Below are 22,045 nucleotides of genomic sequence, written 5' to 3' on the forward strand. Positions count from 1 at the left end.
TATGGAAGAATCAAAATATTTGATGCATACCTATAATCGTTTCAATATTGAAATGGAAAGTGGTAATGGGTGCTATTTAAAAGATACAAATGGAAAAGAATATCTAGATTTGACAAGTGGAATAGGTGTCAATTGTTTAGGTCATAATCATCCTGTACTTGTAGAAGCCATTCAAAAACAAGTCGCAACCTTAATGGAATGTTCCAACTTGTATTATAGTAAACCTATGGTGGATGCTGCTAAAAAGTTAGTTGAATATACTGGACTTAGTAAGGTGTTCTTTTCAAATTCGGGAGCCGAAGCCAATGAAGGAATGATCAAACTGGCTAGAAAGTATTCTTATGATAAATATGGTGAAGGAAGAGATGTGATCATCACCTTAAAACAATCTTTCCATGGTCGTACTATCACTACATTAAAGGCGACTGGACAAGATAAATTTCATCAATACTATTTTCCATTTACAGAAGGCTTTGACTATGCAGCCGCAAATGATATAGAAGATTTAAAAAGGGTAGCCAATGAAAAAACGTGTGCCGTTATGGTGGAATTGATTCAAGGGGAAAGTGGAGTTGTTCCTTTAGATAAAGAGTATGTCAAAGCTGTTGAAGAATTCTGTCATTTCAATGATATTTTATTCTTGGTCGATGAAGTTCAAACTGGGATTGGACATACGGGAACCTTATTTTGTTTTGAACAATATAATGTTTTACCAGATGTTGTCACAACCGCAAAAGCTCTTGGTGGAGGTGTACCAATTGGTGCTGTGATTACAGGAGCTAAGTGTAAAGACACATTTGGACCTGGTGATCATGGTAGTACATTTGGAGGCAATCCATTAAGTTGTAAAGCTGCGGATACTGTGCTTTCAATTGTAACAGAACCTGGATTTTTGAATCATGTAAAAGTTGTAGGAGCAGCTCTAAAATTGGGTATTGAAAATATTCAATCGGATAAAATCAAGTGTGTTCGTGGAATTGGCTTGATGCTTGGAATCGTGGTAGATCCAGAAAAACGTGCTGGTTATGTACAGGCAATGATGGATAAAGGTTTATTAACTCTTACGGCAGGTAAAGATGCGATTCGTTTACTTCCACCATTGACTTTGAGTTTAGAAGAGGTGGATAAGGCGCTTGAAATTATGAAGGAGGTGTTTGAATGAAACACTTATTAACAATGGAACAATTGAGTGAAAAAGAGATTCTTTCGATTTTAGACTTGGCAGACCAGTTAAAGTATGAAAGAAAACATAATATTGACCATCCTTTATTAAAGGGAAAAAGTATTGGCTTGATCTTTCAAAAGTCGAGTACAAGAACGCGTGTTTCCTTTGAAACGGGTGCTTATCAATTAGGGGCACAACCCTTATTTTTATCAAGTAGAGATCTACAGATAGGAAGAGGAGAGCCTGTACAAGATACGGCTCGTGTATTATCGCGTTATTTAGACTGTATTATGATTCGTACGTATGAACAAAAAGAAGTGGAAGATTTGGCAAACTTTGGATCCATTCCTGTTATTAATGGGTTAACAGATTATTGTCATCCATGCCAGGTGTTGGCAGATCTTATGACGATTCGTGAAAAGTATGGATTATTAAAAGGTTTGAAGATGTGTTATATCGGAGATGGGGATAATATGGCTAATTCCTTGATCGTAGGTGGATTAAAGGTAGGTATGAAGGTAAGTGTAGCCACTCCAAAAGGATATGAGCCGGATAAGCATGTTTTAGAGTTTGCGAAAGATTTCAAGGACTTTGAACTCACAAATGATTGTATCAAGGCTATTCAAGATGCGGATGTCGTCATTACAGATACTTGGGCAAGTATGGGTATGGAAGCTGAAAAAGAAAAGCGTGCTAAAGATTTTGCGGGTTTCCAGGTCAATGCCGAATTGATGAAGTATGCCAAGAATGATGCGATGGTACAACATTGTTTACCGGCTTATCGTGGTCAAGAAATCACGGAAGAAGTCTTTGAGGCACATGCGGATGAAATCTTTGAAGAAGCAGAGAATCGTCTTCATGCACAAAAGGCTGTCATGGTTCAATTGATGAAAGAAAAAGAGGATTAGTTTAAAAGGATGAATCTGATTGTAGGATTCATCTTTTGTTTTTTGCTTTAAATTTGATTTGTTGTTAAAATGGAGGATGAGGTGATGCAGAATGTTTAAGGATTTTGTATTGAAAAACAAAGATGTAGATATACTAAAATTTAGAATTGAAGATTCACTATATGGTGATTATGAATTAACAATTCTTGAAAAATATAATACAAATAAATTGTTTTATCCCATCACTTTGAAAATGGATGATGCAAATGAACTTTTAGAATGGATACAGGAAAGAAATATTCCTAAAAATCGAGCATTTGTAAATGAGATTTTGGCAAGTCTTGGCCTTCATGGAAATGATTTAATTGGAATCTTGATTGTTGGAAAAGGGCTTTCATTGAATGATCCATATTGGATTGTTGAGCCAGATTTTAAAGGATTATATAAAGATTATAATTTGTATGAAAATGATTTTAATAAATCTGTCGCATTGATCGCATATACAGGACATGGACATACGAATAGTATTGGTACAGTTGCAGAATTGACAACGAATGGTTCTTTAAAAAAAGCGTGGAGAAGAATCAATGGTGATGTCATACTGTATAAGGGAAATGTGCATGGTAATTTGTATACAAACCACGGAAATGAGGCTTATGCTGAGTATTATGCTTATCAAGTGGCTCATCGAATGGGATTAAATGCGATACCGTATGATTTGGATATATGGCAAGACGAATTATCAAGTACATGTAAATTGTTTACAGACATAGATACTTCTTTTGTTCCTGTCGCAAGGTTTATAAAAGGGAAGAAAACGGTAAAAGCCATTGTAGATTTTTACAAAAATTTAGGGGATGAGTTTTACCAAGATTTTTGTTCCATGATGGTTTTTGATGCGTTGATTTGTAATACAGACAGACATCTGAATAATTTTGGTGTATTAGTAGATAATACGACTAACGAGATAAAATGTATGGCTCCTCTATTTGATCATGGCTATTGCATGTTTGATGAGCCAAGAGAATACATCTACCAGACACCAGAAAAACTAAAAGAATATATAAAGACTCTAGATCCTGTTTTTGGTCGATCTTTTGCAGAAAACGCAAAGAACTTTTTACAAAATCGTCAAAAAAAAGAATTAAGACACATTCTTGATTATACGATCGTAAAACACGATAAATATAATCTTAGTGAAGTTGAATTAAATTCTTTCAATAAAGTTTTACAAGATAGGGCAAAGGCAATATTGGATAATTCATTAGATATGAATCAAGAAGCTTTTGTGAATGTCAAAAAGGAACTTGCATTTGAAGAATTGGATGAAACTGTCAAAGAAAAAGCTCTACAGGAAATTAAACATGACTTAAGAGATTTCTATGGTATTGAATTAGATGCACAAAATCAAAAAGAATATATGGACTGTTTCACATTCATGCCGACATATGATAGAGCGGGTACGTGTGTGAATGTAGAATATATACAAAATAAAGATGTAGAAGATGTCATAGCTAGAATGAATGACGCAAAGGATTAATACGAATACAAAATAGGAGTTCACATGATAATGAACTCCTGTCTTTTTGTTTTTAAATGCTTTTTGTGATTTTCTTATATAATTCAATACCATTTAATAAGACTTCTTCATCAAAATCAAATTTGGCATTATGAAGTGCATATGGAGTTTGTGTTCCTAAAAAGAAGAATACGCCAGGCACTTCTTTTTGGTAATACGCAAAGTCTTCGGCAATCATTTCAGGGTTTCTTAATTGTCTAATTTCTGGAATTTTAGAGATCAAATCATTCACTAATTTCTCATCGTTCATAACAGCTGGATAGCCTGTATTGATTGAAATATTGACTTTACAATTGTACTTCTTTTCCTTATCTGCACAAATACGATAGATTTCTTCTTTCATAGAATCAAAGATATAATCTTGAAAAGCACGTAATGTTCCTTCAAGGCGAGTATGTCCGCTGACAACATTTCGTACAGTACCACTTTCCATTTTTCCAAAACGTAGTAAGCGATAATATTCATTGGGAATCTCTTTTTCCATCGCATAAATTTCTAAAAGGATTTCAGCACCAATTTCTAAGGCATCGATTCCTTCTTTATATTTGGCGGCATGGCTTTCTTTGCCATAAATATCAATATTGATTTCACTAGCACGAGCCATAAATTCATTTTTTCGAGTAGCGACAACACCTTTTTCAAGGCCAGGCCATAAATGCGTTCCAAAGATATATTGAACATGATATTTTTTTAGAATGTTAGCTTCGCAAATTAAATGTGCACCGCCTGGACTTTCTTCTCCGGGTTGAAAAATTAAAAGGATATTTTTATCTAAAGTTTTGTAGTACTCATTTAATTCTTTCGCAAATCCTAGAAGCATGGCCATATGTCCATCGTGTCCACAGGCATGCATTTTACCTAGGTTTTTACTTTGAAATTCAAGATTGGTTTGTTCGGTTACTGGAAGAGCATCCATATCACTACGAAAGGCTAGGGTGTGTTCTTTGTGGTTGTCAAAGTAAGCGAGTACTGTACTTTGTAGAGGAACAGAAACTATACAATCGAATTCTTCTAATACACTTAAAATGTAGTTTGTGGTTTCTGGTAAATCGAGTTCTAATTCGGGAATCTGGTGTAGATCTCGTCTATATTTTTTAATGGTTTCTAACATAATAATCTCCTTTTTTGTCTATTTTACATAAAAATGTAATAATTTACAATTAAACTTGAAACAATATGTAAGAAGTGTTATAATTTTCCCATCTTAAAGATAGAGGCGCAAATAAGACAAGTAAATACAGAGCTGGCGAGCGTTTGATGTATTTATGAAGCGAGTTTGCCGAACATGTTTTTTAGGCATAAAAAATATGTGGGCCAACGGAGAATATCTGTTGGACTGTCTACGTGAGTAGGAGTGCTATCAAATGATTGTGTTTTATACATGTCAGTTTGTTAGCTGGCATGTTTTTTTAGTTTTAAGAGGTGAATTATGAAGATTTCAAATGTGGAAGTAAAAGATTTAGTAAATACATATGGAAGTCCTTTGTATGTATATGATCAAAGAATGATTGAAGATAAATTGAATGCGTTTAAAACTTGTTTAAAAAGTTCTGAAATTGATTGTGATGTGATCTATGCGTCGAAAGCTTTTAATTGTAAAGCTATGATTCAATTGGTTTCAAAGATGGATTGTTCTTTGGATGTTGTCAGTGGTGGCGAATTGTTTACAGCATATGTAGCTGGTTTTGATATGAATCGTGTTTATTTTCATGGCAATAATAAATCGATGGATGAATTAAAATTGGCTTTGAAGTATAAAGTTGGAACGATTATTGTTGATAATCTTATGGAAGCTCGATTGTTGAGTGAATTGGCTAAAAATTTAGATTATACAGTATCTATTTTACTTCGAGTCAACCCAGGAATTGAAGCACATACGCATGAATATATTGTGACAGCTAATATTGATAGTAAGTTTGGAATTTCAATTGAGAAAAAATCAGATATTTTAGAATTGATTCAAATTATCAATTCTTGTCCAAACTTATCTTTTGATGGATTCCATGCACATATTGGTTCACAGATCTTTGATAAGGAAGCTTTTGTACAAGAAGTCAATAAGATGTGTGAGTTTGTTTCAAATTTAGGTGTTGAAGTATCTACATTGAATTTTGGTGGAGGCTTTGGTGCTGTTTATACAAGTGAAGATACACCGATTCCTGTAGATGTAGTGTGTGATACTTTGATTGAAGCGATGAAATGCAATAAAGAAAAATATGCACTCAATATCAATAAGATTTGTATTGAACCAGGACGAAGTATTGTGGCGGAAGCTGGAAGCACAATTTATACGGTTGGTTTTATGAAGGAAACACCACATAAGAATTATATTTTTGTGGATGGTGGGATGAGTGATAATATTCGTCCTGCATTATATCAGGCTAAATATAGTTGTGTGATTGATGGAAAAGAAAATGAAATGGCGAGTAAACACTACAAAGTTGCCGGAAAGTGTTGTGAATCTGGGGATGTGATCATTGAAGATGCATTTTTACCTGAAGCAAAACCGAATGATTTATTAATTGTGAAGACTACAGGAGCATATGGCTATTCTATGGCAAGTCACTACAATAAAGCACTTGGACTACCTGTCATCTTTTGTAAAGATGGAAAGAGTCAGTGTGTGATTCGTGGTGAGAATTATGAGGATTTGATTCGATTGGAGAATGATTTATGCGCATAAAATTTAGTAAGTATCATGGCTTAGGAAATGATTTTATTCTTACAAGATATATGGAAAATATCGATATTCCAAAACTTGTTCAAGCCTGTTGTGATAGACATACAGGTATTGGAGCAGATGGAATGATTTTTGTGAAGGAAGATCCACTTGAAATGGTTTACTACAATCAAGATGGTTCAAGAGCTCCGATGTGTGGTAATGGCATTCGTTGTTTTGCGGCCTATTGTTTTGATGAAGGTATCAATACAGATGAAGTGGTTCCAGTACAAACTTTGGCTGGTGAAAAGATCGTGCATCGTATATCGACTTCTCCATTTGAGGTATGTGTAGATATGGAACAACCCTTGTATGACAATCGTTTGATTGATGTATCTGAAGATGAAAATGTATGGAAAAGAGAAGTTTGTGGGGTTGATACATATAGTTTATTTATGGCCACAACGCATACAGTTGTCTTTGTAGATAATGCGTTTGATGAAAAGAATATTGAACTAGGAAGAAAGATTTGTCATGATCCCTTATTTAAAAAACAGACCAATGTAAATTTTGTGCAAGTGATCGATGATACACATATTACGGTTATGACGTATGAAAGAGGCTGTGGTATTACATTAGCTTGTGGAACAGGAGCATGTGCAAGTGTTGTGGTCGCAAATAAGTTGGGATTTGTTCAAAATAAATGTGAAGTTCAATTAAAATTAGGAAGTTTAAAGATTGAAGTAAAGGACCATGTATATATGACGGGTCCTGCAAAAAAGATATGTGAAGGAGAATTTGTATGGTAAAAGGATCAATTGTAGCTTTGGTTACACCCTTTCATGAGGATGGAACAGTAAATTTTGAAAAGTTAGGTGAATTGTTGGATTGGCATATTGAAAATTCAACGGATGGAATTTTGATTTTAGGAACATCTGGAGAAAGTAGTACGATGAGTCATGAAGAAGATGATGCGGTTGCTCTCTATACGATTGAAAGAGTCAATCATCGTGTGCCTGTGATTGTAGGAGCTGGTTCAAACTGTACGCAGACAGCGATGGAAAAGAGTTTAAAATATCAAAATATGGGAGCCGATGCCTTATTGTTGATTAGTCCTTATTATAATAAGGCAAATACACAAGGTATGATTCGTCACTTTACTACGGTTGCCGATGCCGTACATATTCCAATTATTTTATATAATGTGCCAGGTCGTACGGGTTGTCACATTGATGAAGAAGCAGTCAAAGTATTGAGTCAACATCTAAATATTTGTGGAATTAAAGAGGCAAGTGGAAATATTAGTTATGCCACAAATATTGCGCGTTATTTAAGTGATGATTTTGTGATGTATTCAGGAAATGATGACATGATTACTTCGATGATGGCACTAGGTGCTAGTGGTGTCATTAGTGTTTTGGCAAATTGTTTACCGAAAGAAACACATGAAATTGTACAGGATTATTTGGATGGAAATGTGAAGGCAAGTCTAGAAAAACAATTGAAATATTTAGATTTCATTCATGCCTTATTTATTGAAGTCAATCCAATTCCAGTAAAACAAGCATTGAATTATATGGGTAAAGATGTTGGTGGATATCGTTTGCCTTTGTGTGAAATGGATGAAAAGAATGCCAAGATTTTAAAAGGTAAAATGGAGGATTTGGGCTTATGTTAAAAATTGCGATTGTAGGTACTGGAAAGATGGGTTCGCTTTTAAAGGAAACGGCTCAAAAACAAGGTATGGAAGTGGTTCAATGTTTTGAGAAAGGGATAGACGATTATTGTATAGATGTAGATGTCGTAATTGATTTTTCGCATCCAGATAATTTAGCGAGTGTACTTGATTTTGTGAAAACGAAAAAGTGTGCTTTAGTCTATGGAACAACGGGATTAAATGAGAATCAAATCAATAGCTTAAAACAAGTTTCAGATGAAATACCTTTATTTTATTCGGCAAACTTTTCATATGGGATTGCCGTATTTGAACAGATTCTAAAACAATTTGCACCATTATTAAAGAATGATTTTGATATGGAAGTTCAAGAGATTCATCATAATCAAAAGCAGGATGCACCAAGTGGTACAGCAAAGATGTTGGTGAATGCCTTAGATCCTGAAGATGAGTATACTAAGGTATATGGAAGAAGTGGTTTTACAGGGAAACGCCAACATGAAATTGGAATTCATTCGCTTCGTGGAGGTACTGTTGCAGGAGAGCATACGGTGTATTTCTTTGGGGATAATGAGACTTTAGAAATCAAGCATAGTGCCAATTCACGCCAGATCTTTGTGAATGGGGCCTTAAAAGCTGCACAATTTGTCACAAATCGAAACCCGGGTTTATATAGTATGGAAGATATGATGTAGGAGGTATATATGGAAGCAGAACAAATTATTCGTTATATTCAAACGGCAGAAAAGAAAACGCCGGTAAAAGTATATTTTAATTCAGAAAGAGAAATTTCTTTCCCAAATTGTAAAGTCTTTGGCAATGTTGTATTTGGAGATTGGAAAGATATTGAACCCGTTCTTTCAATGAATCCAGAAGTGGAATATGAAGTAGAAAATAATTGTCGTAATAGTGCCGTTCCTATGTTGGATCTAAAAGATATTCATGCACGTATTGAACCCGGTGCATTTATTCGTGAACAAGTTGAAATTGGGGATAATGCCGTTATTATGATGGGTGCTATTATTAATATTGGTGCTGTGATTGGTGAAGGTACAATGATTGATATGGGTGCTGTATTAGGTGGAAGAGCTACCGTCGGAAAACATTGTCATATTGGAGCTGGAGCCGTTTTAGCAGGTGTTATTGAACCAGCAAGTGCCACACCCGTTATCATTGAGGATGATGTTTTAGTTGGTGCCAATGCCGTAGTGATTGAAGGGGTTCATGTCGGAAAAAATGCCGTTGTAGCAGCAGGTGCAGTTGTCATTGATGATGTGCCTGAAAATGCCGTAGTTGCAGGATGTCCTGCAAGAGTCATTAAGATGAAGGATGAAAAAGCTACACAAAAGACAAAGTTAGAGGATGCGTTAAGGAGTCTGTAATGGATTCCTTTTTTTGCCATTACTAAAAAGTGTGCATTTGCACAAAAAAAGGGAATGGATTAATTGTAATTGAGTGAAAATATAATGGGATATTTGTGGATTCGATAAAATATTTTTTGATTTATACATCTATTTTTCAAATGATTAAAAAGGTTTTAAAACAGTTTTAAATAAAGCTGTTTTGGACTTTTTGTGTAGATGTATAAAAATAAGTGGGAATTGATGTACTAAAACTTAAATCATAAAAAAGAAACAGAGATTGTCAGTTGACTTGTATTTTGATAAAAAGCATTACTAAAAATCGTGATTTGCACGGAAAATGGGAATGGATTAAATGGAATTAACAATAATTGAGTGAAAATATAATGGAATATTTGTGGATTTGATAAATTTTTTTTGATTTATACATCTATTTATTAAATGATTAAAAAGAGTCCATAAGAGTTTTAAATAAAGCTGATTTTGGCTTTTTGTATAGATGTATAAATATTAGAAAAATTTATGTGTTAGAACATAAAGTGTGAAAATGCCTATATGCACATAAAATAGCATTACTAAAAAGTGTGCATTTGCACAAAAAAAGGGAATGAACTAAAGAAGATCAACTGGAGTTGAGTGAAAATATAATGGTAATCAGTGATATTTGTAGATGTGATAAATTATTTTTTTTGATTTATACATCTATTTTTCAAATGAATAAAAAGAGTCCAAAATGGTTTTAAATAAAGCTAGTTTGGACTTTTATTGTATAGATGTATAAATATTGAGGTTGTCTTTATATTGAAATGTTATAACAATAGTTCTATAATAAAATTAAATGATATAACATTTTAATGGGAGGCAATTATGGAAATTAAAGATCCTAAAGTAGTTCATGATTATTTAAATGGTGTGATTGAAGGTGAAGATGTTAAGAAGAGTACAAAACTATATGCAGATGCTAAGACATTCTATAAGGATGTAGATTCAAGTATTTCAGATGATCAAATTATGTATGAAGTATATTCTTATGAACATGATGGTTTGTGTTATGGTTTGACGGTGATGCAGCCAGTATGTGTAAATGGGGAATGTAATGTAACGCGTGGCCATTTCCATGAAGATTTAGATTGTGACGAAATCTATTGTGGTATGGGTGGAGAAGGTCTTCTTTTATTGATGGATGAAGACTATCATTGTCATGCAGAGAAAGTGTATTGTGGTAGTGTACACTATATTGATGGTCATTTGGCACATCGACTTGTGAATACGGGAAATAGTGAGTTGAAAGTACAATGTATGTGGCCAAGTCATGCGGGTCATGATTATAAGCGTGTAGAAGAGCATCCTTTTACTGTAAGAGTGTTTAAGCAAAATGGTGAATTGAAAGTGGAGGAAGAATGAGTTATCTAAATTTTAAATCGGAATATGATCGTTTTCCTAAGACGACAATAAAGAATCATAGAGCGTTTCATGGATGTGATGCAATCTATCAGGAGTTAAATAAGAAAATTAATAATAGGAGTGTTGTAGTTTTTGATTATTATCCAGGTGTAGATGAAGATGAAGTATATGAACTAATCAAACGCTTCAATTTTTCTTTAGAAATCAATATGCATGATCTTTTTAAAGATGGCAAAACTATGACCGAACAAATGAAATACAATCTAACGGATGATCGTGTGTTTGGCAAGATGTATTATGGCAATCTTGTGGATTTTATGGATGAAGATAAATTAGAAGAAGCTAAAAATAAGGTGAAAGAACATCATGGTTCTACTATCATTTATGGAGTTGGTGCTGGTTTAGTAAGTCATGGTGATGTGTATGTCTACTTTGATATGGCACGTTGGGAAATTCAACTTCGTTATCGTAAAGGGATGGCAAATTATAATTGTGATAATTTTGGTGAAGATATTTTAAAGAAATATAAGCGTGGCTATTTTATTGAATGGCGTATTGCCGATAAACATAAGGCTGAACGGTTTAATTGTTTTGATTATGTGGTGGATACAAATAAATCAAACGATCCAAAGATGATTTCGAGTGATACATTTAAGATAAGTTTGCATCAATTATCAAAACAACCATTTCGTACTGTACCATACTTTGATCCAGGTGTATGGGGTGGTCAATGGATGAAGGAAGTTTGTAACTTAGACAAGGATCAGCCAAATTATGCATGGAGCTTTGATGGTGTGCCAGAAGAAAATAGTATTCTATTTGACTATGATGGAATTACTGTAGAACTTCCGGCTATGGATCTAGTATTGTATCAACCAAAAGAATTATTGGGAGAACAAGTCTATTCTCGTTTTGGAGCTGAATTTCCTATTCGTTTTGATTTTCTAGATACGATGGAAGGACAAAACTTATCTTTGCAGGTGCATCCATTAACGGAATATATTAAAAAGAGTTTTGGTATGAGCTATACACAAGATGAGAGTTATTATATTTTAGATGCCAAGGAAGATGCCCATGTTTATTTAGGTCTAAAAGAAGATATTCAACCCAATGAAATGATTTCTGATTTAGAGTCTGCGCAACGTGGTGAAATTGTATTTGATGCCAATAAGTATATTAATAAGTTTCCGGCAAAGAAACATGATCACTTCTTGATTCCAGCAGGAACTTGTCATTGTTCCGGAAAGAATGCGATGGTTCTAGAAATTAGTGCAACACCATATATCTTTACTTTTAAATTGTGGGACTGGCAAAGACTAGGTTTAGATGGACTTCCTCGACCTATTAATATTGAACATGGTAAACATGTCATTCAATGGGATCGTACTACAAAATGGGTCAAAGAACACTTAGTGAATGCGATTTATGAAGTAAAAGAAGATGGAAATGATTGTAAGATTGAGCATACGGGTTTACATGAACTAGAATTCATTGAAACAAGAAGATATACAATCAAAGAGAATTCATTCCATAAAACACATGGTACAGTCAATATGTTGAATCTAATTGATGGAAAGAGTGCAGTAATTGAAGGTGATTTTGAACCGTTCATTGTGCATTATGCAGAAACCTTCATTATTCCTGCAAGTATCAAGGAATATACAATCAAGCCTTATGATTGTGATGAAGTGAAAGTATTAAAGGCATATGTAAGAAATTAAAAAGTGACAGCCTAAATGGTTGTCATTTTGTGTTTTCGCTTTTGTGCATACATTCTTTGATCGGTGATTTGCAGGATTCTTGATAATGAAGTCTTTTCAGATTTATTAATATGAAAAGTTCCAATAAACGAGCTATAATATCATTTTCACAAATTCACATATATATTGATCACCCACATCATGTCCAAAATGATCATTTACATATTTTAAGTGATCTAAGTCACGATAACACAAAGTTTCGGATATTTTATAATCTAAAATTTTCTGTATTTCATCCTTAAAATAATAGCGATTACCATCTTGCGTTGATGTATCAATTCTAGCTTGTTGATTGTGTAATATCATGAATGAAGTGAGCGTAAGATAATTTATCTTCCCATTCCATACTAATTGTGACAATGTGATAGTATCGGTTGTCTTTATCTTTCATGTTCTATTCACAAGGATTATTTATATTTCTTGTAAAGTGTGGATATATCCCTGTGAATCGCATAAAATATTATTTATCTCGTAAAAAGCGAACGAGTTTAAGGGGAAATGACCTTAAACATATTGACTTTCCCTTATTTTTGATTATGATTTAAGGGAAACAAGACGCTTTAAGGGAAAAATGAAAGACAGGTGTTTAAATAATGAGACCGTTTAACTATTCAAAAATCAAAGAAGATAAGTGGGATTCAGAAATTCTTGGTCTCATAGCAGCAATATACAAGTTCGCAGGGAAACAAGAACTATATCTAAAGCAAAGACCAGACGAGTTGGAGAAACTTGTGGAGATAGCAAAGATTCAGAGTACCGAGGCTTCAAATGCGATAGAGGGTATTGTAACAACCAATACAAGAATTAAGCAGTTGGTGGAGGAGAAGACCACACCAAAGAATAGAGATGAAGAGGAAATCGCAGGATACCGTGATGTATTAAATATCATCCATGAGAGTTTTGATACGATTCCTATTACACAAAACTATATTTTACAGTTGCATAAAATACTATGCAGCCATATGAATAATCCACTCGCTGGGCGAACCAAGAATGTACAGAATTATATTAGTGCCACATATCCAGACGGACGTACGGAGGTGCTGTTTACACCATTGGCACCATTTGAAACACCAGAAGCTCTTGATAGAATCTGTGAAGAATACAACAGGGTAATTGGAAATTATGAGGTGGAGCCATTATTGGCTATTCCTATTTTTATACATGATTTTCTGTGTATCCATCCATTTAATGATGGTAACGGCAGAATGAGCAGATTGCTTACAACTCTGCTACTTTATCGTAGTGGATTTTATGTTGGTAAGTACATCTCGCTTGAAGCCAAAATTGCAAAGAATAAGGATTTGTATTATGAGGCTTTGGGTCATTCACAGGATGGCTGGCATGAAGGAGAAGAGGACGCAGTTCCTTTTATCAAATATTTGCTTGGAACAATTCTTGCTGCTTACAAAGATTTTGAAGACCGATTTGAAATTGTAGAAGAAAAACTTCCGGCAATTGAGATGGTTCGTAAAGCTACACAGCAAAGGATTGGAAAATTCAATAAACAAGATATTCGAGAACTATGCCCGGCACTCAGTGTGAGTTCGATAGAAGGTTCACTTCGTAAGCTTGTAGCAGAAGGAGAACTTCGCAGGGAAGGCAGAGGGAAATCTACATTTTATATTAGATTAAAATAAGAATCAGCCCGATTTCGTTTTTAGAACATGTTCCCGTGTACGAAAAATGGGCATTTTATTGTTACAAAAAAGAGAGGAGCTGAACTCCATAAGCGATAAAAATCACTTACTCGTTACAGCCCCTTTCTTAGCTTTTTAATGCATTTAGCTCTTCTTGGGTTAAAGCTCTAAATTCACCTAATGGTAAATCATTTAGTTTTAAAGGACCAAACTCAATACGTTGAAGATAGGTAACTGTACAATTGGCTTTTTCAAACATTCTTTTGACTTGGTGGAATTTTCCTTCATGAATCGTTAGATACGCTTTGTTTGTATCTAATATTTCTAATTTAGAAGGGGCTGAAGTAAATTCTTCAAATTCCATAGGTTGATTAAAAAAGTCTACGGCATTTTCTGGTAGCGTTCCGTCAAATTCAACATAATATTTTTTATCTACATGTTTTTTAGGAGATAAGACTTCATGCGTTAATTTACCATCATTGCTGATGAGTAATAAGCCTTCTGTATCTACATCCAATCTTCCAACTGGATATAGATCGTGTCTTTGACTTTGAACAAGTTCCATAACTGTAGGATAGACCATGTCTTCTGTAGCACTTACATAGCCTTGTGGTTTATTTAAAATGTAATATTCGAATTCTACATAGCTTACAGGCTCATCATCTACGCAGACTCTATCATCGCCTTTTACGTTGTAGTCTGCTTTTTTGATTATTTCATCATTGATGGTAACCCAGCCATTTTTTATTAATTTTTTTACGTCGTTTCTTGTGCCAAATCCCATATGAGATAAATATTTGTCAAGTCTCATTGATAACGCCATCCTTTCGCATATTTATTTTTTAATGATCCTTTAGAGAGTTTTGCAAAACCTAAAGAGAAGTGATTTACACAAACAAGACTCCATCCTGATGTCTTCGCATCTAAATCCTTTACATCAAGAGTTTCACCTTTTAAATATTTAATAACACGCTCATCTTCGATTGAGAAGTTTAATACATTTTTAAATTGTTCAGGACAAAGGACAAGGGCAAGGCTTTGAGCTGGCTCAAAATGTTTACCTTTTAATTGACCTAATAATAAGCCTGATCTAAGTACGCGATAGCCTTTATAGGCTTGAAAATCTGTATTTAACCAAATAACCTTATCTTTTTTGACTTTGATTGTGCCTTTATTTAATTTAACCAATCTTAAAAAATCTGTTACACAATCATCCAATTTATCACTTGGTTCAAGCCTTGTTTTTTTGCGCTTTGTTTCTCCATCTTTGACAAGTAAAGCCACAAAGTGACCTTCTCCCTTGATTTTATGGGGATATAAACGAACACACTCATTCATATTGATGCCTGGCATCATTCCATCTATTTTTTTAATGGGAACAAGATGTAGCTCTGGATGCTTGTCTAATACGTCTTGAATGACCTCTTCATTTTCATGAATCGAAAAAGTACAAGTGGAATATACAATGGATCCTCCCGGCTTTAACATGGATACGGCCGCATTCAAAATGTTTTTTTGAATAGGTGGATAGAATGTATCATCTTTTTCAATCCAGCTTTTAATTAAGTCGGGTTCTTTACGAAACATGCCCTCACCACTACATGGAGCATCCACTAGAATCTTATCAAATGTTTCAGGATAGTGTTCTTCCATATTTGTCAAATCTTCACTGGTCACCCAAGCATTGTCACATCCGAATAGTTCAATGTTTTTTAAAAGTCCTTGACATCTTGAAGAACTGATATCATTTGAAATCAAGAGTCCTGTATGATTTAGTTTTGTCGCAAGCTTTGTGCTTTTTCCTCCAGGAGCTGCACACGTATCTAATACAATGTCATTTTCATTTACAGGAAGTACTTGCGCTGGAAGCATGGCACTGGGTTCTTGAAGATAGTAAAGTCCTGCATAATAGTAGGGGTGCTTACTGGGTTTATCTTCGTTTGAATAATAAAAGCCATCATTTGTCCATGGGATAGGTTCAAGTTTAAAGGGAGAAATTTTTAAAAATTCTTCAACCGAAATCTTTAGTGTATTGATTCTTAACCCATAATATCTTTCATGATCAAAACTATGTAGATAGTCTTCATATTCATCTTGAAGAAGTTCTTTCATTTGTTCCTTAAATTTAATTGGAAGTTCCATTATAGATCAAATGCCTTTCCTAAAGTTTGAACGGCTTTAACTTTATCTTTCTTTTCAATTGTTAGTGAGATGGAAATTTCACTTGAAGTGATCATATAATATTTAATATTGTTTTCACTTAAGATATTTAATACTTTACTCGCAATACCAGAATGTGTAGAAATTCCAAGTCCTACTAAAGACAATTTGATATATCCAAGCATTTGATGTACTGGATATTCTTTTGAAGCATTTTCCATAATTTGATTACTTTGTTCTTCTGAACAATATAAAGTAAAGTTGGCAAGGCCTTCATCGTCTAATTGTTGTGAAATTGTATCAAGGTTGATATTTAAATCGGAAATCATCTTAAATAGTTTTCCTAAATAAACACCATCGTTAGGTAAGTGCATAAAGCGCATGATCGCATAGTCATCTTTTACACTTAAACCCGTAATTGGCATATCTTCTAATTCTTTATGCATAATCCAAGTTCCTTTCTCTAAATCTGTTTCCAAAGCTTTTCCTAAGAAAAGGGGAACATTATATTTACTAGCAAGTTCGACACTTCGCGTTTCAAGTACACCAGCACCTAAACATGCCATCTGCATCATTTCTTCATAAGAAATTGATTTTAGTTTTTTAGCACGCGTATATAATCGTGGATCAATTGTATACACACCATCTACATCGGTAAAGATGTGGCATTGATATCCAAGTTTTGCGGCAATCGCAACGGCTGTTGTATCACTTCCACCACGACCTAAAGTAGTGATATCACCATATTCAGTAGCCCCTTGAAAGCCGGCTACGACAACAACTTTTCCTTGGTCTAAATGAGATTGAATTGTGGTTGTATCAATATCTTTGATCAAAGCACGAGAATGGTGTTTACTTGTCAGAAAACCTGCTTGATAGCCAGTTAAACTGATTGCATCCACACCTAGTGCATTCATCGCAATCGCAAGAAGTGTAATTGTTTGTTGCTCACCCGTAGATAATAAACTATCCAATTCTCGCTTGTTTGGATTGTTTGTGACACTATGAGCTAATTCTATTAATTTATTTGTGGTTTTTCCCATAGCACTCGCAACAATGACTAGATTGTGGCCTTGTTCCTTCATGTGTTTGGCATGAAGTGCAATGGCCTGAATCTGTTCAATGGTTCCAACGCTGGTTCCACCATATTTTTCTACTATATTCATAAACTATTTTCTCCAACCATACCATTTTAACATATAAAAAGCTGTCTTAGACAGCTTATAGATATTATTTTTGGTTAAAATTATATTTTTTCATAAATCGATCGAGCACGATCCATTCTTCTTTATCCAAGGAAATGAGTGTATTAATGAATTTGCGTTGAATCCTTGCTAAATCAGTATCAGACGACATGGCATTTTCAAAGAATCTTCGAATTTCATTTTCTCTAGATTCAGGAATAAACATCTCACCTTTACCATATAACAACCATTCTTCATTAATATTGAATTGTTTACATATAGAAATTAGATTGCTTCTTGATAAACTGTTATCGCCATTTTCTATTTTTGATACTGCTGCTTTTTTGATTCCAATTAGCTCACCAAACTGTTCTTGGCTAATTCCTTTTTGTAATCGTATTTTCCTAACTCTTTTGCCAATTTCATAATTCATTGTAATATGCCTCACTGTTTATTAATTATATATAATAAAAGTATCTTAAATCAACATTGGGAATTGACCTAATGTATTGAAGATACTATAATGTTTCTTGTAGATACTTAGGGAGTATATTATATGGAAAAACTAACTTTAGAAGAGTTGAAGGTCCTTGAGAGCCTGCGAAAAAGCTTGCGAGAACTTCACAAAAAAGATTTAGAAGAAGTTATAGATTTTTCTGAAGAATTAAGAAAAATGAAATATTCCAAAAGTAAAGATTATAACAGGGAATGGGAAGGAAAAAAATGAACAACAAGAAAACATTAACAAGTTTGGCAACAGCCAGTATGGTGATTACGCAAGCTGGACAAATGAGTGTATTCGCAAAGGGTGTTACAGCAGATCCAGAAACTCCAGCCGAAAAAGAAGAAGTCAAAGTTGAAAAAACACAGAAAGAATTATTAGAAGAAAAAATCAAAGAAGCACAAGAAAAAGTAGATGCTGCAAAAAAAGATGTAGATGCAAAAAAAGCTGAAGCAGACGCCGCAAAATTAGAAGCTGAAAAAGCAAACAATGCTTATACGTCTCAAAACACGGTAGTACAAACAGGCTATGATGCTTTAAATGGCTATATTGATGAAAGCTTACAGTCTTTATTGAATGAAATTGCGGATTTAGAAGCTAAGATTGCTCAAATGACAGTCAATTTGAACACAGAACAAAAAACTTCTCAAGAAGCAGAAAAGGCAAAACAAGAAGCTGAGAAAGAATTAGTCAACAAAAAATCTGAATTAAAAGACTTGCAAAATCAATTGGCAGCTATGAAGACTCCTGAAGAACTTGAGACAGAATACAATCAGGCAACTGAAGATGCCACAAAGGCTCAGGAAGCAACAGATACAGCACAAAAGGAAGTTGATGAAGCTCAAACAGCTTTAGATACTGCTCAAAGTGATTTGACAGCTAAAGAAGATGCTTTGAATCAGGCTCGTACCGATTACGAAAGTGCAACAGCTGAAGTAACAGAAAAACAAACAGCTGTGGATTCTGCTCAGACTTTATTAGATTCTATGACAGATCCAGACGGAATGGAAACTGCAAAAGCTGAATTAGAAACCGCAAAAGCAGATTTACAGACTGCACAGCAAAAACAGACAGATGCTGAAAACGCATTGGCTTCTGCAAATTTAGCTTATGAAACGGCAAAAACCACAAAGGAAACTGCTGAGACAAATTTAGCGAATGCTCAGCAGGCTGTAACAGACGCTCAAAACAAGTTGAATGATGCAAAAGCTAAAGAACAATCAACAAAATCTTCTTTGGATGCGGCAAATGCTGAAAAGGAAAAGAATGAAGCAGCAATCAAAGAATTAAATGCTAAGATTGCGACAGCTCAGAATGAAGTAAATCAAGCTCAAACAGCTTATGACAAGGCTTTAAACGATTTTAACTCGACAATGTCTCCATTGGAACAAGCTAAAAAGAATTTAGCTGATTTTGAAGCGAAATATGCTACGGAACTGGCTCGATTGAATCAGGGAAGTAAAGGATATTTTGATTCTATCGGCGTTGGAGCGTCAACAGATCGTATTTTTGATAAAAATAGTTCAAGTATGGCAAAAGCGAATTTGGCATCTTATACAAATATGGGGCAAAAAGATGATGCAACTAGTTTAGAAAACATGCAGGCTTCTATTGCGTATTTAAAAGAATGTAATGAGATTCGTAAAAAGGAAGGGCTTTCTGAGCTAAAGGTTAGTACATGGCTGATGGCTGTCGCTCAAGTAAATGCAAATCATGCAAAATCAAATATGGAGCACGCTGGTGTATATGCTACAGGAGAAAATCTTGCGTGGGGATATGGAAACGCTAATACAGCAGGAAGCCCATTCCGTGGCTGGTACGACCAGGAAAAAGCTGAATTTTTGGCTGGAAATCATAAATTCTCAGATGTTGGTCACTATAAAAATATTGTTGAAAAGCGATATACTGTGACAGGCTTCGCAGTTGGAACAAATGGACAGTTTTCTACAGCTCATTGTCAGGAGTTTTTGGATGAGGTAACTGATGTAAATCACGAAGTTCAAATGACTGTATCTGAATTTGAACAATCATTCAATAACTACTACAACAATTTGAAATCTGTAGATTCTCAGCACAAAACTTTACAGAACGCTGTCAACAATGCGTCTGGTTCAGGCTCTAAAGACAATACGGTTGTAACAAACGCTCTCAACTTATTGAATGCTAAGAAAAACGCGTTAACTTCTTTACAGAACCAGAAAACTGCAAAAGAAAATGCACGTGCTGGATTACAGAATCGTGTAAATCAGGCAACAGCTTCTTATAACCAAGCTGTACAAAACACAAAAGCAGCTGATCAAAAAGTTGAAGAAGCAAAAGCGGCTAAAGCAAACGCAGAAAATGCTTTGAACAGTGCAAAAGCAGAATTGACAGCTAAAGAAAATGCACGTCAAACAGCTTCTGTCAACGTGAATACAGCAAAGGCTAAGACTGAAGAAACTCAAAACAAAGTGAATACTTTGAATGATAGAATCAGCAACTGGACAGCAAATACAGAAAAAGCTGAAAAGAATTTAGCAGATGCAAAAGATGCTTTGGCAAAAGCTAAAACTAGAAAAGCTCAGATGAAGGACACATTCGATACAGCTGTAGATGAACACCAGAAAGCATCTGATGTGTTCAATGATGCAAAAGCTACTTCAGATGATGCAAACGCACGTTTGGCGACAGCTAAAGAAAACTTGAGCAAGAAAGACGCATTGAGAAATGCTGCTAAGAAAGCTGTTGACACATACAATACAGCTTCTGCACAAGTCGAATCATTAGAAGCAGACATCACAAAATTAGCAGATACAATCACTGCTAAAGAAACTGAAAAAGCAAAAGCAGACGAAAACATTGAAGCTTTATCAGCTGATATTGAAGCAACTGCAAACGAAAAGGCTAAAGTAGACGCTGAAGCTGCTCCATTGAAAAATGTTAAAGTTGTATTGAAAGACGTATTGCTTAACGGCTCTAAAGCCGACATCTCAACAGTTGGAAACGATATTCTGACAGCTAAGTTAAGTGCTTTACAGGTAGAAGTCGATAAAGCTCAAACTTTGAAAGCAGACTTGGAAGTTAAAAACGCAGATTACCAGGCTAAGTACAACAGATATGTATTGGCTCAAAGATTCTTATCACAAGCTGAAGAAGATCATGACAAAGCTATGAAAGCATTAAGTGATTACTTGAATAAATCAGATAAAAACGATAAAACCAAAACAAATAAATCAGCTAATGTTGGAAATAGTGTCGATACTAAAAAATCAAATGGTGTAAATACAGCTACTCAAACTGCATTAGGCTTCTATGCACTCAGTGGTGTATTAGGACTTGCTGGTGTTGCATTTACAGGTAAACACGCTCGTAAAGAAGACTAGTGAATTATAGGAGAGATGAAAGTCTCTCCTTGTTTTATGAGGTTAAATATGTCATTTAAAATAAAAATACAAAATAATCGTGGTGACTGGTATCAAATCTTTCCTGATAATGAAGTACCAATTGGATTTATAAAAGTTATGAAGCAACAAAAAGCAATCTTTTATGAGGATGGTACCTTTGAATGTAGTGTATATGAAATTCAACCATTAATTGATTGTATTGAAGAATATATTAAGGATAAACAAAGAGAGTTTAGTTCAAGTAGAGCTTTAAGAGAAAGATTAAATAAACGTAAAGAAGAAATGAATCATGGGGTATATAAAGTTGTTTTAAATAGTTTATTCGATTTAACGAATGATTATGTACCATGTACACGAAACTATAAAACGGGATATGATCTTTATCCAACATGGCGAATTATTGAAATGAATGCGATGTCTTGGACAATGTTTATGTCTTATAATTTCATTAAATTTATTGAATCTTCCATTTATCGTTCAGATGAATTGAACTTTAAATTAAAGGAAAATGAAAGTTTGCTGGTAAAAGGAATAGTAGAATAAAAAGAAAAAGGGAAGGTCACCCCTCATCAAGAACGATGAGGGGTGACTCAATTTCTTGACAAAAAAATGTTATATATGAGACAGTATATGGGCAAATTTAGAAATAAAATTGTCTTTTTTATATATTATTTCAAACAAATAAA

The 22,045-nt window shown here is 34.4% G+C and carries 20 protein-coding genes and 1 riboswitch; of the genes, 14 read left to right on the top strand and 6 right to left on the bottom strand.

Annotated elements, in window-relative coordinates; translation table 11 throughout:
- Position 1: 1 nt before the first annotated feature.
- The 3 genes from Q0E86_RS00240 (at position 2) to Q0E86_RS00250 (ending at position 3,592) form a co-directional block, all read left to right on the top strand.
- Positions 2 to 1,162, top strand: coding sequence for an aspartate aminotransferase family protein (locus tag Q0E86_RS00240; protein ID WP_295753978.1), 1,161 nt, complete (start codon positions 2 to 4; stop codon positions 1,160 to 1,162).
- Positions 1,159 to 2,073 (top strand): ornithine carbamoyltransferase, encoded by a 915-nt coding sequence (argF, locus tag Q0E86_RS00245; protein WP_295753979.1) that lies wholly within the window; start codon positions 1,159 to 1,161, stop codon positions 2,071 to 2,073. The genes Q0E86_RS00240 and argF overlap by 4 nt, the downstream gene beginning before the upstream one ends.
- Positions 2,074 to 2,164: 91 nt before the next feature.
- Positions 2,165 to 3,592 carry a HipA domain-containing protein gene (locus Q0E86_RS00250; protein ID WP_295753980.1) on the top strand — a complete coding sequence of 476 codons (1,428 nt, stop codon included), beginning with the start codon at positions 2,165 to 2,167 and terminating at the stop codon, positions 3,590 to 3,592.
- Positions 3,593 to 3,644: 52 nt separating this feature from the next.
- Here the strand turns inward: Q0E86_RS00250 and Q0E86_RS00255 are convergent, their stop codons facing one another.
- A complete protein-coding gene (locus Q0E86_RS00255) occupies positions 3,645 to 4,742 on the bottom strand; it encodes an amidohydrolase (RefSeq protein ID WP_295753981.1) in 1,098 nt (365 codons plus the stop codon).
- Positions 4,743 to 4,834: 92 nt separating this feature from the next.
- Positions 4,835 to 4,999, top strand: a riboswitch (Lysine riboswitch).
- Positions 5,000 to 5,060: 61 nt separating this feature from the next.
- Between Q0E86_RS00255 and lysA the strand changes: the two genes are divergently transcribed.
- The 7 genes from lysA (at position 5,061) to Q0E86_RS00290 (ending at position 12,451) form a co-directional block, all read left to right on the top strand.
- Positions 5,061 to 6,314, top strand: coding sequence for a diaminopimelate decarboxylase (gene lysA / locus Q0E86_RS00260; protein WP_295753982.1), 1,254 nt, complete (start codon positions 5,061 to 5,063; stop codon positions 6,312 to 6,314).
- On the top strand, positions 6,305 to 7,099 hold the full coding sequence (gene dapF / locus Q0E86_RS00265) for a diaminopimelate epimerase (protein ID WP_295753983.1): 795 nt from the start codon (positions 6,305 to 6,307) through the stop codon (positions 7,097 to 7,099). Before lysA ends, dapF begins: the two co-directional genes overlap by 10 nt.
- Positions 7,087 to 7,968, top strand: coding sequence for a 4-hydroxy-tetrahydrodipicolinate synthase (gene dapA, locus Q0E86_RS00270; RefSeq protein ID WP_295754061.1), 882 nt, complete (start codon positions 7,087 to 7,089; stop codon positions 7,966 to 7,968). Before dapF ends, dapA begins: the two co-directional genes overlap by 13 nt.
- On the top strand, positions 7,962 to 8,660 hold the full coding sequence (dapB, locus tag Q0E86_RS00275; protein ID WP_295753984.1) for a 4-hydroxy-tetrahydrodipicolinate reductase: 699 nt from the start codon (positions 7,962 to 7,964) through the stop codon (positions 8,658 to 8,660). The genes dapA and dapB overlap by 7 nt, the downstream gene beginning before the upstream one ends.
- 9 nt (positions 8,661 to 8,669) lie before the next feature.
- Positions 8,670 to 9,347: a 2,3,4,5-tetrahydropyridine-2,6-dicarboxylate N-acetyltransferase gene (dapD, locus tag Q0E86_RS00280; protein ID WP_295753985.1), complete on the top strand. Its 678-nt coding sequence runs from the start codon at positions 8,670 to 8,672 to the stop codon at positions 9,345 to 9,347.
- 846 nt (positions 9,348 to 10,193) lie between these two features.
- A complete protein-coding gene (locus Q0E86_RS00285) occupies positions 10,194 to 10,730 on the top strand; it encodes a glucose-6-phosphate isomerase family protein (RefSeq protein WP_295753986.1) in 537 nt (178 codons plus the stop codon).
- A complete protein-coding gene (locus Q0E86_RS00290; protein WP_295753987.1) occupies positions 10,727 to 12,451 on the top strand; it encodes a class I mannose-6-phosphate isomerase in 1,725 nt (574 codons plus the stop codon). The genes Q0E86_RS00285 and Q0E86_RS00290 overlap by 4 nt, the downstream gene beginning before the upstream one ends.
- 132 nt (positions 12,452 to 12,583) lie before the next feature.
- Here Q0E86_RS00290 and Q0E86_RS11135 read toward each other — a convergent pair whose 3' ends face one another.
- A complete protein-coding gene (locus Q0E86_RS11135; protein ID WP_367117365.1) occupies positions 12,584 to 12,796 on the bottom strand; it encodes a diguanylate cyclase domain-containing protein in 213 nt (70 codons plus the stop codon).
- A gap of 287 nt (positions 12,797 to 13,083) precedes the next feature.
- On the opposite strand from Q0E86_RS11135, the gene Q0E86_RS00295 reads away from it, so the two are divergent.
- The gene (locus Q0E86_RS00295; RefSeq protein WP_295753988.1) at positions 13,084 to 14,130 is read left to right on the top strand and encodes a Fic family protein; all 1,047 of its coding nucleotides are present in this window, start codon (positions 13,084 to 13,086) and stop codon (positions 14,128 to 14,130) included.
- Positions 14,131 to 14,257: 127 nt separating this feature from the next.
- On the opposite strand, the gene Q0E86_RS00300 is transcribed toward Q0E86_RS00295, so the two are convergent.
- The 4 genes from Q0E86_RS00300 to Q0E86_RS00315 form a co-directional block, all read right to left on the bottom strand.
- Positions 14,258 to 14,941 carry a pseudouridine synthase gene (locus Q0E86_RS00300; protein WP_295753989.1) on the bottom strand — a complete coding sequence of 228 codons (684 nt, stop codon included), beginning with the start codon at positions 14,939 to 14,941 and terminating at the stop codon, positions 14,258 to 14,260.
- Positions 14,938 to 16,272 (bottom strand): RsmB/NOP family class I SAM-dependent RNA methyltransferase, encoded by a 1,335-nt coding sequence (locus Q0E86_RS00305; protein ID WP_295753990.1) that lies wholly within the window; start codon positions 16,270 to 16,272, stop codon positions 14,938 to 14,940. Before Q0E86_RS00305 ends, Q0E86_RS00300 begins: the two co-directional genes overlap by 4 nt.
- On the bottom strand, positions 16,272 to 17,456 hold the full coding sequence (locus Q0E86_RS00310; RefSeq protein ID WP_295753991.1) for an aspartate kinase: 1,185 nt from the start codon (positions 17,454 to 17,456) through the stop codon (positions 16,272 to 16,274). Before Q0E86_RS00310 ends, Q0E86_RS00305 begins: the two co-directional genes overlap by 1 nt.
- A 64-nt stretch (positions 17,457 to 17,520) precedes the next feature.
- Positions 17,521 to 17,907, bottom strand: a complete 387-nt coding sequence (locus Q0E86_RS00315) for a helix-turn-helix domain-containing protein (protein ID WP_295753992.1) — start codon at positions 17,905 to 17,907, stop codon at positions 17,521 to 17,523.
- A gap of 123 nt (positions 17,908 to 18,030) precedes the next feature.
- Between Q0E86_RS00315 and Q0E86_RS00320 the strand changes: the two genes are divergently transcribed.
- From Q0E86_RS00320 to Q0E86_RS00330, 3 genes are read left to right on the top strand one after another with little or no spacing between them, the layout of a single operon-like run.
- On the top strand, positions 18,031 to 18,201 hold the full coding sequence (locus Q0E86_RS00320; RefSeq protein ID WP_295753993.1) for a hypothetical protein: 171 nt from the start codon (positions 18,031 to 18,033) through the stop codon (positions 18,199 to 18,201).
- A complete protein-coding gene (locus Q0E86_RS00325; protein WP_295753994.1) occupies positions 18,198 to 21,338 on the top strand; it encodes a CAP domain-containing protein in 3,141 nt (1,046 codons plus the stop codon). Before Q0E86_RS00320 ends, Q0E86_RS00325 begins: the two co-directional genes overlap by 4 nt.
- A 48-nt stretch (positions 21,339 to 21,386) precedes the next feature.
- Positions 21,387 to 21,902: a hypothetical protein gene (locus Q0E86_RS00330; protein ID WP_295753995.1), complete on the top strand. Its 516-nt coding sequence runs from the start codon at positions 21,387 to 21,389 to the stop codon at positions 21,900 to 21,902.
- Positions 21,903 to 22,045: the final 143 nt, after the last annotated feature.

The sequence above is a fragment of the uncultured Holdemanella sp. genome (assembly GCF_934754935.1).
Taxonomy (GTDB): domain Bacteria; phylum Bacillota_I; class Bacilli_A; order Erysipelotrichales; family Erysipelotrichaceae; genus Holdemanella.

Excerpts from the sequence above, each read along its gene's own strand:
- Q0E86_RS00240 (WP_295753978.1), top strand. The coding sequence starts at position 2 with ATGGAAGAATCAAAATATTTGATGCATACCTATAATCGTTTCAATATT.
- argF (WP_295753979.1), top strand. The coding sequence starts at position 1,159 with ATGAAACACTTATTAACAATGGAACAATTGAGTGAAAAAGAGATTCTT.
- Q0E86_RS00250 (WP_295753980.1), top strand. The coding sequence starts at position 2,165 with ATGTTTAAGGATTTTGTATTGAAAAACAAAGATGTAGATATACTAAAA.
- Q0E86_RS00255 (WP_295753981.1), bottom strand. The coding sequence starts at position 4,742 with ATGTTAGAAACCATTAAAAAATATAGACGAGATCTACACCAGATTCCC.
- lysA (WP_295753982.1), top strand. The coding sequence starts at position 5,061 with ATGAAGATTTCAAATGTGGAAGTAAAAGATTTAGTAAATACATATGGA.
- dapF (WP_295753983.1), top strand. The coding sequence starts at position 6,305 with ATGCGCATAAAATTTAGTAAGTATCATGGCTTAGGAAATGATTTTATT.
- dapB (WP_295753984.1), top strand. The coding sequence starts at position 7,962 with ATGTTAAAAATTGCGATTGTAGGTACTGGAAAGATGGGTTCGCTTTTA.
- dapD (WP_295753985.1), top strand. The coding sequence starts at position 8,670 with ATGGAAGCAGAACAAATTATTCGTTATATTCAAACGGCAGAAAAGAAA.
- Q0E86_RS00285 (WP_295753986.1), top strand. The coding sequence starts at position 10,194 with ATGGAAATTAAAGATCCTAAAGTAGTTCATGATTATTTAAATGGTGTG.
- Q0E86_RS00290 (WP_295753987.1), top strand. The coding sequence starts at position 10,727 with ATGAGTTATCTAAATTTTAAATCGGAATATGATCGTTTTCCTAAGACG.
- Q0E86_RS11135 (WP_367117365.1), bottom strand. The coding sequence starts at position 12,796 with ATGATATTACACAATCAACAAGCTAGAATTGATACATCAACGCAAGAT.
- Q0E86_RS00295 (WP_295753988.1), top strand. The coding sequence starts at position 13,084 with ATGAGACCGTTTAACTATTCAAAAATCAAAGAAGATAAGTGGGATTCA.
- Q0E86_RS00300 (WP_295753989.1), bottom strand. The coding sequence starts at position 14,941 with ATGAGACTTGACAAATATTTATCTCATATGGGATTTGGCACAAGAAAC.
- Q0E86_RS00305 (WP_295753990.1), bottom strand. The coding sequence starts at position 16,272 with ATGGAACTTCCAATTAAATTTAAGGAACAAATGAAAGAACTTCTTCAA.
- Q0E86_RS00310 (WP_295753991.1), bottom strand. The coding sequence starts at position 17,456 with ATGAATATAGTAGAAAAATATGGTGGAACCAGCGTTGGAACCATTGAA.
- Q0E86_RS00315 (WP_295753992.1), bottom strand. The coding sequence starts at position 17,907 with ATGAATTATGAAATTGGCAAAAGAGTTAGGAAAATACGATTACAAAAA.
- Q0E86_RS00320 (WP_295753993.1), top strand. The coding sequence starts at position 18,031 with ATGGAAAAACTAACTTTAGAAGAGTTGAAGGTCCTTGAGAGCCTGCGA.
- Q0E86_RS00325 (WP_295753994.1), top strand. The coding sequence starts at position 18,198 with ATGAACAACAAGAAAACATTAACAAGTTTGGCAACAGCCAGTATGGTG.
- Q0E86_RS00330 (WP_295753995.1), top strand. The coding sequence starts at position 21,387 with ATGTCATTTAAAATAAAAATACAAAATAATCGTGGTGACTGGTATCAA.